16 protein-coding genes are annotated in these 17,263 nt (G+C 72.1%); 6 read left to right on the top strand and 10 right to left on the bottom strand.

What is annotated here, in order from left to right; all coding sequences use genetic code 11:
- Positions 1-6: 6 nt before the first annotated feature.
- A complete protein-coding gene (locus ACFY9S_RS37935; protein ID WP_391138273.1) occupies positions 7-1,881 on the bottom strand; it encodes an ATP-binding cassette domain-containing protein in 1,875 nt (624 codons plus the stop codon).
- On the bottom strand, positions 1,878-3,875 hold the full coding sequence (locus ACFY9S_RS37930) for an ABC transporter transmembrane domain-containing protein (RefSeq protein ID WP_391138271.1): 1,998 nt from the start codon (positions 3,873-3,875) through the stop codon (positions 1,878-1,880). Before ACFY9S_RS37930 ends, ACFY9S_RS37935 begins: the two co-directional genes overlap by 4 nt.
- A 183-nt stretch (positions 3,876-4,058) precedes the next feature.
- On the opposite strand from ACFY9S_RS37930, the gene ACFY9S_RS37925 reads away from it, so the two are divergent.
- The 6 genes from ACFY9S_RS37925 (at position 4,059) to ACFY9S_RS37900 (ending at position 9,906) form a co-directional block, all read left to right on the top strand.
- Positions 4,059-4,970 (top strand): ATP-binding cassette domain-containing protein, encoded by a 912-nt coding sequence (locus ACFY9S_RS37925; RefSeq protein ID WP_391138268.1) that lies wholly within the window; start codon positions 4,059-4,061, stop codon positions 4,968-4,970.
- A complete protein-coding gene (locus ACFY9S_RS37920; RefSeq protein WP_391138265.1) occupies positions 4,967-5,716 on the top strand; it encodes an ABC transporter permease in 750 nt (249 codons plus the stop codon). The genes ACFY9S_RS37925 and ACFY9S_RS37920 overlap by 4 nt, the downstream gene beginning before the upstream one ends.
- A 44-nt stretch (positions 5,717-5,760) precedes the next feature.
- A complete protein-coding gene (locus tag ACFY9S_RS37915) occupies positions 5,761-7,014 on the top strand; it encodes an ATP-binding protein (RefSeq protein WP_391138262.1) in 1,254 nt (417 codons plus the stop codon).
- The gene (locus ACFY9S_RS37910; protein WP_391138260.1) at positions 7,007-7,666 is read left to right on the top strand and encodes a response regulator; all 660 of its coding nucleotides are present in this window, start codon (positions 7,007-7,009) and stop codon (positions 7,664-7,666) included. Before ACFY9S_RS37915 ends, ACFY9S_RS37910 begins: the two co-directional genes overlap by 8 nt.
- Before the next feature lie 83 nt (positions 7,667-7,749).
- A complete protein-coding gene (locus ACFY9S_RS37905; RefSeq protein WP_391138257.1) occupies positions 7,750-8,838 on the top strand; it encodes a right-handed parallel beta-helix repeat-containing protein in 1,089 nt (362 codons plus the stop codon).
- A 39-nt stretch (positions 8,839-8,877) separates the two neighbouring features.
- A complete protein-coding gene (locus ACFY9S_RS37900; RefSeq protein WP_391138254.1) occupies positions 8,878-9,906 on the top strand; it encodes a methyltransferase in 1,029 nt (342 codons plus the stop codon).
- 110 nt (positions 9,907-10,016) lie between these two features.
- Here the strand turns inward: ACFY9S_RS37900 and ACFY9S_RS37895 are convergent, their stop codons facing one another.
- The 8 genes from ACFY9S_RS37895 to ACFY9S_RS37860 form a co-directional block, all read right to left on the bottom strand.
- Positions 10,017-10,349 carry a TcmI family type II polyketide cyclase gene (locus ACFY9S_RS37895; RefSeq protein ID WP_102911650.1) on the bottom strand — a complete coding sequence of 111 codons (333 nt, stop codon included), beginning with the start codon at positions 10,347-10,349 and terminating at the stop codon, positions 10,017-10,019.
- 18 nt (positions 10,350-10,367) lie between these two features.
- Entirely contained in the window at positions 10,368-10,847 is a 480-nt protein-coding gene (locus tag ACFY9S_RS37890; protein WP_391138251.1) for an SRPBCC family protein, read from the bottom strand.
- Position 10,848: 1 nt separating this feature from the next.
- Positions 10,849-11,103, bottom strand: coding sequence for an acyl carrier protein (locus tag ACFY9S_RS37885; RefSeq protein WP_102911648.1), 255 nt, complete (start codon positions 11,101-11,103; stop codon positions 10,849-10,851).
- Positions 11,104-11,135: 32 nt separating this feature from the next.
- On the bottom strand, positions 11,136-12,389 hold the full coding sequence (locus tag ACFY9S_RS37880) for a beta-ketoacyl synthase N-terminal-like domain-containing protein (RefSeq protein WP_391138248.1): 1,254 nt from the start codon (positions 12,387-12,389) through the stop codon (positions 11,136-11,138).
- Positions 12,386-13,654 (bottom strand): beta-ketoacyl synthase, encoded by a 1,269-nt coding sequence (locus ACFY9S_RS37875; RefSeq protein WP_102911646.1) that lies wholly within the window; start codon positions 13,652-13,654, stop codon positions 12,386-12,388. Before ACFY9S_RS37875 ends, ACFY9S_RS37880 begins: the two co-directional genes overlap by 4 nt.
- On the bottom strand, positions 13,651-14,094 hold the full coding sequence (locus ACFY9S_RS37870; protein ID WP_245936528.1) for a cupin domain-containing protein: 444 nt from the start codon (positions 14,092-14,094) through the stop codon (positions 13,651-13,653). Before ACFY9S_RS37870 ends, ACFY9S_RS37875 begins: the two co-directional genes overlap by 4 nt.
- 67 nt (positions 14,095-14,161) lie before the next feature.
- Complete coding sequence (locus tag ACFY9S_RS37865) at positions 14,162-15,319, bottom strand: SchA/CurD-like domain-containing protein (RefSeq protein WP_391138245.1); 1,158 nt, start codon at positions 15,317-15,319, stop codon at positions 14,162-14,164.
- Between the two features lie 281 nt (positions 15,320-15,600).
- Entirely contained in the window at positions 15,601-17,256 is a 1,656-nt protein-coding gene (locus tag ACFY9S_RS37860; protein WP_391138296.1) for an FAD-dependent monooxygenase, read from the bottom strand.
- Positions 17,257-17,263: the final 7 nt, after the last annotated feature.

Below are 17,263 nucleotides of genomic sequence, written 5' to 3'. Positions count from 1 at the left end.
GCCGCCCTACGCCAGACTGTCCCGCCAGGCCCGGTGCAAATCCGCGAACCTGCCCGTACCCGAGATGAGTTCGGACGGTTCGCCGTCCTCCACGATCCGGCCCCGCTCCATCACCAGGACCCGGTCCGCGATCTCGACGGTCGACAGCCGGTGCGCGATGACCACGGCCGTACGGCCCTTCAGCACCGTCGTCATGGCCCGCTGCACCGCACGCTCCCCGGGAACGTCCAGCGAGCTGGTCGCCTCGTCGAGGATCAGCACCGCCGGGTCGGCCAGCAACGCCCGGGCGAACGCCACCAGTTGCCGCTGCCCGGCGGAGATGCGGCCGCCCCGCTTGCGTACGTCGGTGTCGTAGCCGTCGGGCAGGGCGCTGATGAAGTCGTGCGCGCCGATCTCCTTCGCCGCCTGCTCGATCTCCTCGCGGGTGGCGTCCGGGCGGCCGATGGCGATGTTGTCGGCGACCGTGCCGGAGAACAGGAACGCCTCCTGCGTCACCATGACCACCCCGCGCCGCAGCTCGGGCACGGGGAGGTCGCGCAGGTCGACGCCGTCCAGCAGCACCCGGCCGTCGGAGCAGTCGTAGAACCGGGCCAGCAGCTTGGCCAGCGTCGACTTGCCGGCGCCCGTGGAGCCCACGACCGCGACCGTCTGCCCGGCCGGGATCGTGAGGTCGAACGTGGGCAGCACCTCCCCGCCGGTGCGGTAGGCGAAGCGGACGCCGTCGAAGACCACTTCGCGGCCGGGTTGCTCGCTTTGCAGGGGCGGGAGCTGCCGGGGGGTGGCCGGCTCGGGGACCGACGGGGTCTGGGCGAGCAGGCCGGCGATCTTCTCCAGGGAGGCCGCCGCCGACTGGTAGGAGTTCAGGAACATCCCGAGCCGGTCGATGGGGTCGTACAGCCGCCGCAGGTACAGGACCGCAGCCGCCAGCACGCCGAGGGCCAGCGTGCCGTCCGCGACCCGGTGGGCGCCCCACAGCACGATCGACGCGACCGCCGTGTTGGCGACCAGCCGCGAGCCGGTGACGTAGCGGGCCATCTCCAGCAGCGCGTCGCCGTTGACCCGTTCGTGCCGCCGGTTGAGCACGCCGAAGTCCGTGTCGTTGGCGGCCTCGCGGCGGAAGGCGCGCACCGGCCGGATGCCGTTCATCGTCTCGACGAACTTGACGATGACGGCCGCGATGGCGGTCGACCGCGCCTGGTACACCTGGCCTGCCCGCCGCCGGTACCACCGCACGAGCGCGTACAGCGGCACCAGGGACGCCACCGCCACGCCCCCGAGGCCCAGGTCGAGCCAGAGCAGCATCGCCGAGATGTAGACGAAGGAGAGGATGACCGTCACGAGCTCCTGGAGGCCCTCGTCCAGCAGCTCGCGCAGCGACTCCACGTCGGCCGTGGAGCGGGAGATGAGCCGGCCCGAGGTGTAGCGCTCGTGGAAGTCGACGCTCAGCGCCTGCGCGTGGCGGAAGATCCGGCCGCGCAGGTCGAGCAGCACGTCCTGGCTGACCCGGGCCGCGGCGGCGACGAACGCGAACTGCAGCCCGCCCGCGGCCAGCGCGCACCCCAGGTAGCCGGCGCCCACCGCGATCAGCGGCCCGTGGTCCTGTGCCCGGAACGCCGGTACGGCACGGTCGATGGCGTACGCCACGAGCAGCGGGCCCGCCTGCACGACCGCCTGCTGGAGCAGCAGCAGGAGCGTGGTGACCGCGACCCGGGCCTTCATGGGCGCGAGCAGGGAGCGCAGCAGGGTCCCGGTGGCGCCCGGCGGAGTGGGCAGGACGTCCCGGTCGAAGGGGTCGCCGGTTGCGGCGGGCCGGTCGTCGGGGTGTCGGCCGGGCCGGTCGTCGGGCTTGTTGCCGGCCGGTGCGCCGGTGGCCGCCGTCATCGTGCGCCCTCCTCTTCCCCTGACATCAGATGCGCGTACTCGGCGTTCGTGCGCAGCAGTTCCTGGTGGGTGCCGACCGCGGCGATCCGGCCGCCGGACAGCAGCGCGACGCGGTCGGCGAGCAGCACGGTCGAGGGGCGGTGCGCCACGATCAGGGCGGTGGTGTCCGCGAGGACCTGCCGCAGGGCGGCCTCCACAGCGGCCTCGGTATGCACGTCCAGGGCCGACAGCGGATCGTCCAGGACGAGGAACTCCGGCTGCGCGACGACGGCCCGGGCGAGCGCGAGGCGCTGGCGCTGGCCGCCGGAGAGGCTGAGGCCCTGCTCGCCCACCGGGGTGTCCGTCCCCTGGGGCAGGGAGTGCACGAAGCCGGCCTGCGCGACGGCGAGCGCACGCTCCAGATCGGCATGGCCGGCGGTGTCCTTCGCGCCCATGAGCACGTTGTCGCCCACGGAGGCCGAGAACAGCGTGGGCTCCTCGAAGGCCACGGCGACCTTGGCGCGCAGGGCTTGTCTGGACAGCTCGGTGATGTCGACGCCGTCGAGGGTGATCCGGCCCGAGGTCAGCTCGTACAGCCGGGGGATGAGCGCGGTGAGGGTGGTCTTGCCGCTGCCGGTCGCGCCGACCAGGGCCATGGACTCGCCCGGGCGGATGTGCAGGTCGATGTGTTGCAGGACGGGCGTGGTGTCGGGCGGGGCGTCGGGATAGCGGAACCGGACGTCGTGGAAGCGGAGTCCCCTGTCGGGTGCGGTGCCGGTGCCGGTGCCGGTGCCGGTGCACGGGTCGGAGGTGGTGCCGGGGCCCGAGTGGGTGCCGGAGCCGGAGGAGGAGCCGGAGCCGGTGTCAGTGGCCGGGACGGGGCCCGAGTGGGAGCCGGTGACCGAGGCTGGGCCGGAGCCGGAGCCGGAGCCGGGGCCGGAGCCGGGGCCGGAGCCGGTGACCGGGGCTGGGCCCGAGCCCGGGGCTGTGGCCGTGGTGGTGTCGGACCTCTCCCTGGCCTCCTCCACCTCCGCGTCCATCACCTCGAAGTACCGCTCCGTCGCCGTCGCCGCCTCCTGGCTCATCGCCAGCAGGAAACCGATCGACTCCACCGGCCACCGCAACGCCAGCGCCGTCGAGAGGAACGCCACCAGGGTCCCCGCCGACAGAACACCGTCGGCCACCTGGACGACCCCCACCACCAGCGCCGCCCCGATCGCCACCTCCGGCAGCGTCACGATGACGCCCCAGATCGTCGCCAGCAGCCGCGCCTTGCGCAGTTCCGTGCCGCGCAGCGTCTTCGACAGGTCCCGGAACGCCCGCTCCTGGCTCCGGTGGCGGCCGAAGCCCTTGATGATGCGGATGCCGAGCACACTCTCCTCGACGACCGTCGTCAGGTCGCCGACCTGGTCCTGGGCGCGCCGGGCCAGCTTCGCGTAGCGCCTCTCGAAGATCACGCACGTGACCAGGACGGGGACGGCGGGCCCGAGGATGACCAACCCCAGCGTCCAGTCCTGGAGCAGCATGATGATCACGCCGACGAGAATCGTCACCCCGTTGACCAGCAGGAACGTCAGCGGGAACGCGAGGAACATGCGCAGCAGCATCAGGTCCGTCGTCCCCCGGGACAGCAACTGCCCCGAGGCCCACCGGTCGTGGAAGGCCACCGGCAGCCGCTGGAGGTGCCCGTACAGTGCCGCCCGCATCGACGCCTCGACGTGCGAGAGCGGCCGGGCCACCAGCCACCGCCGCAGCCCGAACAGCAGGGCCTCCGTGAAGCCGAGCAGCAGCAGGAACAGCGCGCCGAGCCACACCCCCGCCGGGTCCCGGCCGGCGATCGGCCCGTCCACCATCCACTTCAGGGCGAGCGGGATCACCAGGCCCACACAGGAGGCGAGTATCGCGACGAACGCGGCGCTGAACAGCCGCCCCCGCACGGGCCGCACGTACGGCCACAGGCGCAGCAGCGTACGCACGGCGGAACGGTCCTGGGCGGGGGCTGGTGTCGTGGCCATCAGCAGCGAGCCTACGGATCGCCACTGACACTGCCCACCGAGTTTCCGCCGGACCCGGATCGGCCGTTGGTCCTACGACCTGGGCGTTCGAGGGGTCGTACGGTGGCATCAACCGATCGGCTGATGCCCGTTCGAGCGCGACGGCCGATGCGACGGACCCCGTCCCGCCGGGACCCTCTTCACATGCCGACCGCACCCGTCATCGAAGTCACCGACCTGCGCAAGACCTACGCCGGCCGCCCCGCCGTCGACGGTGTCTCCTTCACCGTCGAGGAAGGGGAGATCTTCGGGATCCTCGGCCCGAACGGCGCCGGGAAGACCACCACCGTCGAATGTGTCGAGGGGCTGCGCGTGCCCGACTCCGGCCGTGTCCGCGTGACCGGCCTCGACCCCGTCGCCGACCACGAGCGGGTCGCCCAAGTCCTGGGCGCCCAGCTCCAGGAGAGTCAGCTCCAGCCGAAACTCACCGTCCGTGAGGCGCTGGAGCTGTACGCCGCCTTCTACCCGGCTCCCGCCGACTGGCGTCCCCTGGCCGAACGGCTCGGGCTGGAGGAGAAGTTGTCCACCCGGTTCGCGAAGCTCTCCGGCGGCCAGAAACAGCGCCTGTTCATCGCGCTGGCCCTGATCGGCGACCCCCGGGTCGTGGTGCTCGACGAGCTCACCACCGGCCTCGACCCGCGCGCCCGCCGTGACACCTGGCAGCTCATCGAGGACATCCGCGCCCGGGGCGTCACCGTGCTGCTCGTCACCCACTTCATGGAGGAGGCGCAGCGGCTGTGCGACCGCATCGCGGTGATCGACCGGGGACGGGTGGCCGCCCTGGACACCCCGGCCGGGCTGATCCGCCGCTCCGCGGGCGCCACCGTCATCAGCTTCACCCCGTCCGAGCCGCTGGACGACCGTGAGCTGAACGAGCTCCCCGCCGTGGTCGCCATCGACCGCAAGGACGGCCGGATCACGCTGTCCGGCACGGACGACACGGTCAGCGCCGTGCTCTCCCTGCTCGCCCGCCACCACATCACCGCCCACCAGCTCCGCGTCACCGACGCCACGCTGGACGACGCGTTCCTGGACCTGACGGAGGCCTCCGCATGAGCACCGCCCTGATCAACCCCGCTGTGCTGCGCAGCGAGTTCCGGCTCTTCCGCCGCGAGCCGGGCAGCCTCTTCTGGGTCATGCTGTTCCCCAGCCTGCTGCTGGGCATCCTGGGCTCCGTGCCGTCGTTCCGCCAGGCGCAGGACGGACTCGGCGGGCTGCGGACCGTCGACGTCTACGTGCCCGTGAGCGTCCTGATCGCCCTGATCATGGCCGGCGTGCAGGCGATGCCCCCGACCCTCACCGGCTACCGCGAGAACGGGATCCTGCGCCGGCTGTCCACCACCCCGGTCCGGCCCGCCTCCCTGCTGGCGGCCCAGATGCTGGTGAACGGCCTGGCGGCGCTGGCGTCCGCGCTGCTCACGCTCACGGTCGGACGGCTCGCCTTCGACGTACGGCTGCCCGAGCAGCCCTTCGGGTACCTGCTCGCGCTGCTCCTCGCCGTGCTCGCGGCCCTCTCGCTGGGCGCGGTCGTCTCGGCCCGGGCCCGTACGACGAAGATCGCCACCGCGATCGGGACCGCCGTGTTCTTCCCGATGATGTTCAGCGCCGGCGTGTGGGTGCCGGTGCAGGCCATGCCGGACGTGCTGGCCCGCATCGTCGAATGCACCCCGTTCGGCGCCGCCGCCCGGGCCCTGGACGAGGCGGCCGCCGGCTCCTGGCCGGGCTGGGGGCACCTGGCCGTGCTGTCGGCGTGGACGGCGGTGCTCTCGGTGTCGGCCGCCCGCTGGTTCCGCTGGCAATGACCGGAGCCGGGGGGAAGGCCCGGACCGTGGGCAACACTGAGGGCATGGCAGACGTGGCGGGAGTGGACCAGCGGTGGGCGGCGTACCACCGCTGGGGGCCGTACGGGATGCTCGCGGCCGGCACGGTGCTCTCCGCGGCGACGGCCGCCCTGGTCGGCATGTCGACGGTGGAGCGGTACACCGCCGTCGCCCTCGTCGCCGCCGCGGTGGTCCTGCAACTGGGGTGGGGGTGGTGGTCCCGCGGCCGGCCGCCGGCTCCCTCGGCGCCGGGCGCCTGCTACTACTTCGTGCGCTGGGCGTTGGGCTTCGCGCTCAGCTGGTGCAACCCGTTCTTCGCGTTCTACGGCGCCGCCGGGTACGTGGGTGCCGAACGGCTGCTGCGTGGCCGCGCGCTCAAGCTCGGGCTGCTGGCCACCGCGGTGACCGTCGCGGGTTCCCAGGCCACCGGCATGCCCCCGCGAGGGATCCTGCACTGGACGTTGTTCGGCGGACTGCTCTGCGTCCACATCGTGATGATCACCGTGTTCGGCCGGCTGGCCGCGCGCGAGGAGGAACGCAGCCGCATCCAGACCGGCACCATCGCCGAACTGGAACGCACCAACGCGGCGTTGCAGCAGGCCCTCGACGAGAACGCGGCCCTGCACGCCCAGCTCCTGGTGCAGGCCAGGGAAGCCGGGGTCGCCGACGAGCGCCGGCGGCTGGCCGCCGAGATCCACGACACCATCGCCCAGGGGCTGACCGGCATCATCGCCCAGCTCCAGGTCGTGGTGAACACACCGGACGCGGGTCTGGCCCGGCAGCACGTGGCCCGGGCGACGGACCTGGCCCGGCACAGCCTCGGCGAGGCCCGCCGCTCCGTGCACAACCTCGCCCCCGTCGCCCTCGCGCAGGACGGTCTGCCCGAGGCCCTGGAGAAGACCGCATCGCAATGGGGCGAACGCACGGGCGTGCACACACGGTTCACCGTCACGGGCACGGTCGAGCAGCTCCACGACGAGGTCGCGGCCACCCTGCTGCGGATCGCCCAGGAGGCCTTGTCCAACACCGCGCGGCACGCGCACGCCACCCGGGTCGGCGTCACCCTGTCCTTCATGGGCGACGAGGTCACCCTGGACATCCGCGACGACGGCCGCGGCTTCGACCGGAGTGCCGTACGGGAACGCACCAGTACCGGCGGGTTCGGCCTGCCCGGCATGCGCGCCCGCGCCGAACGCGTCGCCGGCTCCCTCACCGTCGAGTCCGAACCGGGCCTCGGTACGGCGGTCTCCGCTCGCGTACCGTTGGTCCGCCATGACTGAAGACGCCACTGCGGGGGACGCCCCGATCACCCTGCTGATCGTCGACGACCACCCCGTCGTCCGGGACGGCCTGCGCGGCATGTTCGAGTCCGCCCCGGGATTCACGGTCCTGGCGGAGGCTTCGAACGGCGTCGAGGCGGTCTCCCTGGCCACCGGCCTGGACCCGGACGTGATCCTGATGGATCTGCGCATGCCGGGCGGCGGGGGAGTGGACGCCATCCGTGAACTGGCCCGCACCGGCGCCCGCTCCAAGGTCCTCGTCCTCACCACCTACGACACCGACTCCGACACCCTCCCCGCGATCGAGGCGGGTGCGACCGGCTACCTCCTGAAGGACGCCCCGCGCGAGGAGCTGTTCACGGCGGTGCGGGCGGCGTCGGAAGGCCGCACCGTCCTCTCCCCGGCGGTGGCCTCCCGCCTGGTCTCCGCGGTCCGTACGCCCAGGGCCCCCGGCAACGAGCCGCTCTCCGCCCGTGAACGCGAGGTCCTGGCCCTGGTGGCCAAGGGCACCTCCAACCGCGAGATCGCCCGCGAACTGTTCATCAGCGAGGCGACCGTGAAGACCCACCTCACCCACCTCTACGCCAAGCTCGGCGCCAAGGACCGCGCCGCGGCGGTGGCGGTGGGCTACGACCGGGGGATCCTCGGCTAGGGAGCGGCGCCGCCGACAGGTGCCACGCCGCCGGATGGCCCATCGCACCGGTTCGCGACCTTTCACCCCCTAATCTGCGCAATATGAATAAATGTCATATCGCGCCTCTGGCATGCGCGGCGGCGCTGCTCGGGACGGGTCTGGGCGCCGCCGCGCCGACCGCCACACACAGGGTCCATCTGGTGAGACCGGGGGAATCGATCCAGGAGGCGGTGGACTCCGCCCGGCCGGGCGACACCGTTCTGCTGGCCCACGGCACCCACCGCGAGAGCGTCAGCGTCAGCACACCCGGCCTCACCCTGCGCGGCATGGGCCGCGGCACGGTGCTCAAGCCGCAGAGGGCCCCGGGCACCGCGACCGCGCCGGACACCGGCAGGGCCGCCGACAGCTGCGCCGCGGCCGGCAACGGCATCTGCGTCGAGGGCACGCGGGACCACCACGTCGACGGCGTCACCATCGCCTCCCTGACGGTGACCGGCTTCGGCAAGACCGGTGTCTACGCCCACGACGCCGACGGGCTGACCGTGCAGAACGTGGACGCGGTCGGGAACGGGGTGTGGGGCATCGCCACGGAGGAGTCGGTCCGCGGGATGTTCCGCGGCAACACCGCCCGCGACAACGGCGACGCGGGCCTGTTCCTCGCCAACACGGTCACGGAGGAGCGGGGCGCCCTGGACACCGGGGGAACGGTGGTCGAGCACAACCGGCTGGAGGGCAACCGGATCGGCGTCACCGTCCGCCGGCTGCGCAACCTGACCGTCTCGGACAACCACGTCACGGGCAACTGCGCCGGGGTGTTCGTCGTCGGCGACGAGAACAAGCCGAAGGCCGGCCTCGTGACCGTGCGCGACAACCGCATCGAGCGCAACAACAAGTCCTGCCCGAAGACCGCCAGGCTGGACGCCCTGCAGGGGTCCGGCATCGTGCTGACGGGCACCGAGGACAACCTGGTCACCCGCAACGTGATCAGGGACAACGCCGGCACCTCCCCGCTGTCGGGCGGCATCGTCGTGTTCAAGAGTTTCGTCGGCACGACCAGCGAGCGGAACCGGATCAGCGACAACCTGCTGCGGGGCAACGCTCCGGCGGACCTGGTCAACACGGACCCCGGTCAGGGCAACACGTTCCAGGGCAACACCTGTCGGCTGTCCAGGCCCGCAGGCCTGTGCTGACCCCCCACCGTTGACGTGATCGAAGTAGGAAGGCGGCACATGACGACCACCCAGCCCGCACCTCCGCCGTCCATGCGGCTGCGGGAACTCGCCTTCGGGGCGGCATGCGCCGCCGCCCTTCGCGCGGCCGCCCGGCTGGGCGTCGCCGACGCCCTCGGTGACGACCCCATGGCCGCGGAGGACATCGCGGCCGCGGTGAAGACCGAACCCGGGCCGCTGCGACGGCTCCTGCGAGCCCTGTCCTGCCACGGAGTCTTCGCGGAACGCCCGGACGGGACGTTCACGCACACCGACGTCTCCCGGCTGCTGCGCGAGGACGACCCCCACAGCCTGCGCGCCATCACGCTGTGGTGCACCGAGCCGTGGACCTGGGACGTCTGGCCGCAGCTGGACGAGGCGGTACGCACCGGCCGGAACGTGGTGGAGGGCCTGTACGGCAAGGAGTTCTTCCCCTACCTCAACGAGGACGCCCCGGAGTCCGCCGACGTCTTCAACCGCGCCATGACGACCTCCAGCGTGCAGTCCGCCCGCGACGTCGCGGAGTTCCTCGACCTGACCGGCCACACGTCGGTCGCCGACATCGGCGGCGGCCAGGGGCACGTCGTGGCGAGCCTGCTGGACAAGTACCCCGCCATGCACGGGACCCTGCTCGACCTCCCCAGGGTGGTGGAGAACGCCGTGCCGAGACTGCGCGCGGGCGGCGACCTCGCCCATCGGGCCCGCGTGGTGCCCTGCGACGTCCGGACGGCCGTACCGGTGAAGGCCGACGTCTACGTCATCAAGAACATCCTGGAGTGGGACGACGAGAGCACCGCCCGCACGCTGCGCAACGTCCGTGAGGCCGGCGGACCCGGGACGCGGGTCGTGGTCATCGAGAACCTCGTCGACGACTCGCCCTCGATGCGGTTCAGCACCGCGATGGACCTGCTGCTGCTCCTCAATGTGGGCGGGGCGAAGCACACCACCCGGAGCATGCTGGACCGGCTGGCCGAGGCGGGTCTGACCGTCGACGACGTCAGTCCGGTCAATCCCTATCTGCACGCGTTCGACTGCCGCGTCCCCGGCTGATCCGGCCCCCTCCCGCGGGCCCGGCGATTCCGGGCTCCGCCCCACCCGAAAGCCACCGGTCGCCGGGCCCGCGGTGTCGCGGACCCGGCGACCGGTGACTGCCGGTACGGTCAGCCGGCCGGTTCGCGCTCCCAGAGGTAGAAGCGCTGCGCCATGGCGTCCTTCGGGGAACGCCAGGTCTCGGGGTCGTACGCGCTGACGTACGCGGCCAGCCGCTCGCTGACGTCACGGAACTCGGGATGGCCGCTGATCCTGGCGATGGCGGGCCCGGGGTCGCGCTCGGCCTCGATCAGGTGCATGTACACATCGCCGAACTGGAAGAGGCTGCGCCGGGTCACACCGACGAGGTGCGGCAGCTCCCCGCGGTCGGACTCCTCGAACACCTTGGCGATGTCGGGCGCCGATCCCGGGGCCATCCGGGCGACGATCAGAGCTTGGTGCATGGGCGTTCTCCGTCCGGCTCAGCCGGTCGGACCGGCACTCGCGCCGCGCTCCGCGGCGATCTTCTCGACACGGTCGCGGATCAGGCTCATCTGCACCTTGGAGTTCCGGTTGATGTTGTCCGTCATCCACGCGTCGTCGACCGGTGCGTCCGGCTTCATCGCGAAGTCCTGCGTCCAGACCATCCGCGTGCCGGCCGGGACCTCCTCGTACGCCCAGTGGATGTCCATGTGGGCGAAGGGACCCGTCTCGACCCGCCGGGCCTTGACGGTGAGCGTGTCGCGGTCCGGCTCGCGCTCCGAGACCCAGCTCCACACGGTGCCGTTCTCGTCGGGGTGCATGGTCAGCCGGAACGTCGTCCTGCGGCCCTCCCGGGAGAGGATCTCGACGGAGGCGTACTCGCTGAACAGCTGCGGCCAGTTCTCCAGGTCGTTGGTCACCTCCCAGACCAGGTCCACCGGCGCCGCGATGGTGATCTCGTTCTGCGTGTGTCCGGCCATGTCACGCTCCTGCCAGGAGGGCACCGTTGACGAGGTCGAGGAACTGCCGGGGCGTCTTGGAGCGTTCGGCGTCCGTCGGCATGGGAGTGCCGTACCGGTTCTCCAGCTCGCCCACGATGCCCAGTAGACCCAGAGAGTCGACGCCGAGAGCCTCGAACGCAGACTCGTCGCGGCGCAGATCCTCCGGCGCGACGGTGACGCCGGTGCACTTCTTCATGAGTTCGGACAGCTCTTCCACAGTGATGCGGTCAGTCATGCCATTCCCTTCCTTGCCTGTTCGACGGCGCCTCAGGACGAGGCGTCGGTGGCGCCGTGCCGCAGCACCAGCGCCGAGTTCGACCCCATGAGCCCGCGGCTCAGGACCAGCGCCGTGCGTACCTCGGCGGTACGGGCCCGGCCTGTCACGAGGTCGAGGTCGTGGCAGATGTCGAAGACGTTGGGGGTGGGCGGGATCAGACCGTGCTCCATCGAGAGCACCGCTGCCGCGACGTCCATCAGCGGCGCCGCGCAGTAGCCCCGGCCGATCCCCGTCTTCGGCGCGGTGACGGGCACCCGGGTGCCATGAGCCCCGAGAGCGTCGGCGATGGCCAGGGCCTCGGCCCGGTCCGCCTTCGGTACGCCGAGGGCGTCGGCGAACACCACGTCGATCTCCTCGGGGGCACAGCCGGCCTCCGCCAGAGCGCCCCGGACGGCCTGGGCAAGGCCCTCCCTGGTCTCCTCCCAACGCGAGGCTCCCGTGAAGGTCGCCGCGTGTCCCGCCAAGTGGGCCCGCACGGGCGCGCCCCGTTCCCGGGCCGTCCTCTCCGCCTCCACCACGAGCATGGCGCCACCCTCCGCGGGCACGAACCCGCAGGCCGCGGACGTGAACGGGCGGTAGGCACGGGTCGGGTCGTCGACTGTGCTGAGTTCCCCGTAGCCGAGTTGGCAGACCACCGAGTAGGGCGCGATCGGCGCCTCGGTCGCCCCGGCCACGATCACATCGGTGCCGCGCCGTACGGCTCGTGCCGCGTGGGCGAGGGCGTCCAGGCCGCCGGCCTCGTCGGCGGCGACGACCGAGCAGGGGCCCTTGAAGCCGTGGCGGATGGAGATCTGGCCGGTGCTGGCGGCGTAGAACCAGGCGATGGACTGGTACGGGCCGACGAAACGACTGCCCTTGCCCCACAACTGCTGGAGCTCGCGCTGCCCGAACTCGCCGCCGCCGGAACCGGCCGCGGTGACCACACCCACGGAGAACGGCACCTCGTCGGTCACGGACCGGGGCAGCCGGGCGTCGTCCAGCGCGAGGTCGGCCGCGGCCATCGCGAAGTGCGTGAACCGGTCGGTCTGGACCAGGAAGCGCTCCTCGATCGCCGCCGCCGGGTCGAAGTCGCGCACCTGGCCCGCCACCCGCAGCGGCAGATCCTCACATCCCTCCCGGGTGACGCGGTCCAGGACGCTGATGCCCTCCCTGGTGGACTTCCAGAACGTCTCGGTACTGGATCCGTTGGGCGCGACCACACCGATTCCCGTGACGGCCGCGCGCCGTGGACGAGGTTCGCTCATCGTGACTTCTCCCTCGGCCGGGTCATGACCACCGCGGACTGGAACCCGCCGAATCCGCTGCCCACCGAGAGCACGCTGCCGAGCTTGCGCTCGCGGGCCACGCGGGGGACGTAGTCCAGGTCGCACTCGGGGTCGGGGGTCTCGTAGTTCGCGGTCGGCGGTACCACCTGGTGGGTCAGGGCCAGCACACAGGCGACCAGTTCGATCGCTCCGATGGCGCCCAGCGAGTGGCCCACCATCGACTTGATGGAACTCATGGGGGTCTCGTAGGCGTGCGGTCCCAGGACCCGTTTGACCGCAGCGGTCTCGTGGCGGTCGTTCTGCTTGGTGCCCGAGCCGTGCGCGTTGACGTAGTCGATCGCGGTGGGGTCGAGCCGCGCGTGGTCGAGGGCGTCCTCGATGGCGCGGGCCATCTCCACGCCCTCGCTGGTGAGGCCGGTCATGTGGTAGGCGTTGCCGAACGTGGCGTAGCCGCCGAGCTCGCAGTACACGCGCGCGCCGCGGGCCCTGGCGTGTTCGAGCTCCTCCAGGACGAGTACGGCGCCGCCTTCGCCCATGACGAATCCGTCGCGGTCGGCGTCGAAGGGGCGCGAGGCGTGGGCCGGGTCGTCGTTGTTCGACGAGGTGGCCTTGATCGCGTCGAAGCAGGCCATGGTGATCGGGGAGATCGGCGAGTCCGAGGCACCGGCTATGCAGATGTCGGCCCGGCCTTCCTCCACGGTGTGGAAGGCGTAGCCGACCGCGTCGAGCCCGGAGGTGCAGCCCGTGGACACCGTCTGCACCGGGCCGCGCGCCCCGAACCGCTCCGCCACCGTCGAGGCGAGCGCGCCGGGCGTGAACGCGCGGTGCAGGTCGGGGCCCGCTTCCCGGTGGTCCACGTCCCAGCGCTGCCCGCCGTGGCTGACCAGGACGTAGTCGTGCTCCAGCCGGGTCGTGCCGCCGACCGCCGTGCCGAGCGAGACGCCGACACGCCAGGGGTCCTCGGCGTCGAGGTCGAGGCCGGAGTCCCGTATCGCCTCGTCCCCCGCCACCAGGGCGAACTGGATGTAACGGTCGCTGCGTTCCACCTCCCGCGGGTCCAGGCCGTGGGCAGTGGGGTCGAAGTCGCACTCGGCGGCGATCCGCGAACGCAGACCGGACGGGTCGAAGAACGTGATGGCCCGTGTCGCCGTGCGCCCGGCCGCCAGGAGGTTCCAGAACGCCGGCACGCCCGTGCCGCCGGGAGCGACGATACCTATGCCGGTGACCGCCACCCGCCTCGTCATGAGCGGACCTGACGTCGTGCGACCGCCTCCGCTCCCACCACTGCGGACTCGGCGTCGGTCTCCTCGGTGTCGACGTGGCCCAGCGGCGGACTCGGTGCCAGGGGACCGAGGTGGAAGACCAGCCGGGCCTCCACATCGCCGACGTTGCGGAAGCGGTGGCGCACGTTGACGGGAATCAGCAGCCCCTGCTCGGGCCGGAGCGGGTGCGGCTCCCCGTCCAGGTCCACCTCGAGCTGCCCGCACACCACGTACACGAACTCCTCGGAGTACGGGTGGTAGTGCTCACCGATTCGGTCACCGGGCTCGATGAGCGCCACGCCCATGAATCCACTGGTGGCGCCCACAGCGGCCGGAGTGAGCATGGCGCGCAGGTCACCGCCTCGCCGGCGGTTGGGCTCGACGTCGCTCAGGTTCACGATGTTGGGACGAGATGTGATCACGCGTTCCTCCGTTGAGGTGCTGCGCCAACGTGGGAGAGGCGGCATCGCCACTCCCACGGATGGCGAATCAGGCGTCGGGCGACCGGCGGTCGGTGACGAGATCCATGCGCGCCCGTTCGAGCAGGTGCGCGAGGCTGCCGTCCTTCGACGTGGCCACGTCCATGCCCGCGGCGTCGTCCAGGAGCGTCGTCAGCTCGGCCACCTGCGCCGAGCCGGACAGACCGAGAAGGTGGCCGGGGTCGGCCTCCTCGATTCCGCCGTGCACGTCGATCAGCCGTACGACGACGTCGTCGCGCTGGAAGATCGTGCTGCGCAGGACCGGGCTGTGCGGGTCGTCCGCCGCCGCCTCGTCCCGGTGGGCCAGGAGTTCGGCGAGCTGCATTCCGCGCTCCGGCCGCGCCGGGTAGTACAGGGCGTACCGTTCGCCCTCCGGCTCCTGCCGCCCCGCCCTCACGTGGTGGACGGCCGGCAGCGCGGCCCTGGTGAAGAAGACCCGGGCGGATTCGGGGTCGCCCAGGTCCCGGTCCTGCTCCAGATGGGGGTTGATGGCCTCCTCGACGGCCCGCACTTCGGGCTGCCGGGCGACGTGGCGCAGCGCGGCCAGCAGGTCGCCCCGCACCTCGACGGCCCGCACCACCCGGTTGCCGTGCATGAACAGCGAGGTGCGGCACAGCCGGGTGGTGTCGTCGACCTTCGGCTCGGGCGAGTCGTAGTCGGCGAGGATCTTGGCGACGATCTCCTCGCTGCCCGGCTTCACGGTGAACGTGAGCGCGTGCCGGATCACACCGTCACCGATCCGGGGTGCCGTCTGGAGGCGGCGCCCGGCCGGGTCGGCGCCCTTCGCCGGCCCGCCGGTCTCGCGGACGACGTGGAAGCGCAACGACCGGGTGTCCCGCACACAGCTGTGCAGCGGCTCCACCATCCGTACGTGCTCCTCGCTGTTGACCCAGGCGAGGAACGGCGGGGCGCTCTCCCACTCACTGGTGATGAGCCACTGGGAGGGGTTCTCGATCGACTGGCACAGCTGGTCGCTGACATGCCCGGGGACGGACGCGACCTGGTTGCACAACTGTTCGTAGGCCTCCAGGAACTGATGCTGGGCCCCGTCGTGGACGTCGACCAGGAGGACGACGCGGAGCCGGGAACCGTCGAACACGGACTGGGAGACATGGTGCGAGGCCTGTCGCGCCCGCGAACCTGCCCCCCGTTCGGACGTGGTGGTCATCCTGCGCACATCTCCTTCGCGGCGGGGAACGTGAACGCCGGCCGCAGGGATGCGACGTCGGCGTTCCTCGATCCTGTGGCCGTCCCCGCACATCGCGCGACTCGGACGACGTCCGCGAGTGACCGGGGCGGGTGGCCGTCGGGCGAGACCGGTCAGGACAACCGGGCCGTCCGCGTGGTCCTCGGTCGGCCGGTCGCAGTGGCCCGTCCGGGTGATGAGCGCGGGACCGCCCGCCCCTCAGCACCCGTCGGGGCGCGCGCCGGTTCGAGGGCCGCGGGGACTCAGCCGACCGCCAGCCCGGTCCTCAGGACCTCGCGCAGCACCTGTTCGGCATCCGGGTCCGGAGCCGGCGACCGCCATGCGACGAACCCGTCGGGCCGGACGAGCACGGCGCCCCCGGGACCCGTGCCGTGGCGCTCCGCCCAGTCGGCGGCGTCCTCCGGCACCAGGTCGGCCTGGGTTCCGGTGCCCACCCGGTACGACCTGAGCGGGAGGGCCAGCTCGTCGGCGAGGCGGATCGCGGCCTCGTGCCACGCGTTCGGCTCAGCGGCGTCACTGAGCAGCACCAGCGACCGCTCGTAGAGGTCGAGCGTCGACACCCGTTCGTCCCCGTGACGCACCCACAGGTGCGGGGCCCTGCTGCCGGGGCCGCCGGTCAGGTCGAGGCTCTCGGGCACCACGGGGGCCGCGGGGTCGGCGCCGACGACGGCGCCCTGCGGGTAGCGGTACCCGAGGGCCACGTTGAGGATGCCGCGCTGGGGACCGCCGCCCGCTCCGGCCGGCGCGGCGAATCCGGGATGGCTGTGCTCGGCCGACCGGGCCGCGGCACGCGCGCTGGTGGCCTCGGCCACGGGGCGGCGCTCGGCGTCGTAGGTGTCCAGCAGGTGATCCCCCGCCCAGCCGTCGAGTACCGCGGCGAGCTTCCAGGCGAGGTTGTGCGCGTCCTGGATACCGGTGTTGGAACCGAAGGCCCCGGTGGGGGACATCTCGTGAGCCGAGTCACCGGCCAGGAACACGCGTCCGGACCGATAGCTGCGGGCGACCCGCTGAGCGGCGTGCCACGGCGCCTTGCCGGTGATCTCCACATCGAGGTCGGCGACCCCGACCGCCCGGCGGATGTGCTCGATGCACCGCTCGTCGGTGAATTCCTCCAGGGTCTGGCCGTGTTCGGGATGCCAGGGGGCGTGGAAGACCCAGTTCTCGCGGTTGTCCACCGGCAGCAGGGCGCCGTCGGCCTCCGGGTTCGTCAGGTAGCAGACGATGAAGTGGCGCTCACCCACGACATCGGCGAGGCGGCGGGAGCGGAAGGTGAGGCTGACGTTGTGGAACAGGTCGCCGGGCCCGCTGTGCGCGATACCGAGCTGCTCCCGCACGGGGCTGCGCGGGCCGTCCGCGGCGACGAGATAGTCCGCGCGGATGGTGGTGTGCTCACCCGTCTCGCGGCTCTTGACCACGGCGGTCACACCGGTGGTGCCGGCGTCGAACGACATCAGCTCGGTGGCGAAGCGCAGGTCTCCTCCGTGCCTGCGGGCGTGGTCGAGCAGGACCGGTTCCAGGTCGTTCTGGCTGCACAGGCACCAGGCGCTGGGGCTGAAGCGGGCCAGGCCGCCCCCCGGGTCGATGTCCTTGAACAGCCACTCGCCCGCGTCACCGGTCAGCGTGGGCGTCTGGAGGATGCCCTTGTTGACGGCCAGGGTGGCGGCCGCCTCCTGGATCGCCTTCTCGACGCCCGCCACCCGGAACAGTTCCATCGTGCGGACGTTGTTGCCCCGGCCTCGCGGGTGGATGGAGGTGCCCGCGTGGCGCTCCACCAGCACGTGCGGCACGCCCAGCCGTCCCAGGAACAGCGAGGTCGACAGGCCGACCAGGGACCCGCCGACGATGAGGACCGGGACGCTGATGGTGTGCGGACCCGTCCGTCCGCCTCGTTCGTTCATCACTGTC

Origin of the sequence: Streptomyces sp. NPDC012474 (genome assembly GCF_042955185.1) — a bacterium.
Lineage (GTDB): Bacteria > Actinomycetota > Actinomycetes > Streptomycetales > Streptomycetaceae > Streptomyces > Streptomyces cahuitamycinicus.
The sequence above is the reverse complement of the archived record's forward strand: the minus strand, read 5'-3'. Positions and strand labels throughout refer to the sequence as shown.